This is a genomic window from Xanthomonas cassavae CFBP 4642 (assembly GCF_000454545.1).
Taxonomy (GTDB): Bacteria; Pseudomonadota; Gammaproteobacteria; order Xanthomonadales; family Xanthomonadaceae; genus Xanthomonas; species Xanthomonas cassavae.
Window position 1 is genome coordinate 3,339,902 of record NZ_CM002139.1, and the last position, 1,166, is coordinate 3,341,067.

1 protein-coding gene is annotated in these 1,166 nt (G+C 63.7%); it reads left to right on the forward strand.

The annotated features are described in order from the left end of the window. Positions 1–66: 66 nt before the first annotated feature. Positions 67–1,029 (forward strand): IS5 family transposase, encoded by a 963-nt coding sequence (locus XCSCFBP4642_RS30980; protein WP_029218204.1) that lies wholly within the window; start codon positions 67–69, stop codon positions 1,027–1,029. Positions 1,030–1,166: the final 137 nt, after the last annotated feature.

Sequence of the window (1,166 nt, forward strand, 5' to 3'; positions counted from 1 at the left end):
GGCAACGCTGATCAAGTCGGTCCCTATCGGAGAAAATATGCCCCTTCCTTCAAATCGGAACGACCGATGAAACAGCAGACATTGGCGATGGCGGCCGATCAGGGCAGTGGATTCGAGCAGCATCGTCGGCCGACGCGCCGGGATGTGTTCCTGTCGACGATGGAGCAGATCGTGCCGTGGTCGGCACTGTGCGCGGTGATCGAGCCGTACTATCCGAAGGCAGGCAATGGCCGGCCGCCGGTCGGCCTGGAACGGATGCTGCGGATGTATTTGGTGCAGCACTGGTTCAATCTGGCCGATGAGGCCTGCGAGGAAGCGCTACTGGACAGCACGGCGCTGCGGCGGTTCGTGGGGATCGACCTGGGCCGCGAGCGGGTTCCGGACGCGACGACACTGCTGAAGTTTCGTCGCCTTCTGGAGACGCACGAGCTGGGGGCGGAGCTGTTCTTGCAAGTGAACCGGGAATTGGAAGCACGTGGCCTGAAGGTGGGCACGGGCACCATCGTGGATGCGACTATCATCGGCGCGCCCAGTTCGACGAAGAATGCGGACAAGGCCCGCGATCCGGACATGCATCAGACCCGCAAGGGGCAGCAGTGGTACTTCGGGATGAAGCTGCACATCGGCGTGGATAGTCGTAACGGCCTGGTGCATAGCGCGGCGGTGACGGCGGCCAATGTGCATGACAAGCACCTGCTGGGAGACCTGCTGCACGGGGAGGAACGCCGGGTCTATGGAGACAGCGCCTACGCCAGCCAGAAGGCGCTGATCGGCACGCATGCACCGCACGCCCGGGACTTCACCAACCAGCGGGTTCGCAAGCGTGGCGAAGTGAATGAGGTGCAGCGCCAGCGGAACCGCAACAAGTCGAAGATCCGTGCCCGTGTCGAGCACGTGTTCGCGGTGGTGAAGCGGCTGTGGGGCTTTGCCAAGGTGCGTTATCGCGGGCTGGACAAGAACGCGAACCGCTGCTTCGTGGCCCTGGGCCTGGCGAACCTGTACCTGGCGCGGGTGCGTTTGGCGGGATAGTTGCGCCTGCGGGGCCGCAAAAGCGGCCCGCAGCGCCCGGAAACGGGCATGGAAGGACGGCTGATCGTAGATCCAAGTGCGTCATGAGCCGGATCGGCCAGTTCGCTGGCCGTTGCGACTACTTGATCAGCGTTGCC

Coding starts and splice junctions, on each gene's coding strand:
- XCSCFBP4642_RS30980 (WP_029218204.1), top strand. CDS start 67: ATGAAACAGCAGACATTGGCGATGGCGGCCGATCAGGGCAGTGGATTC.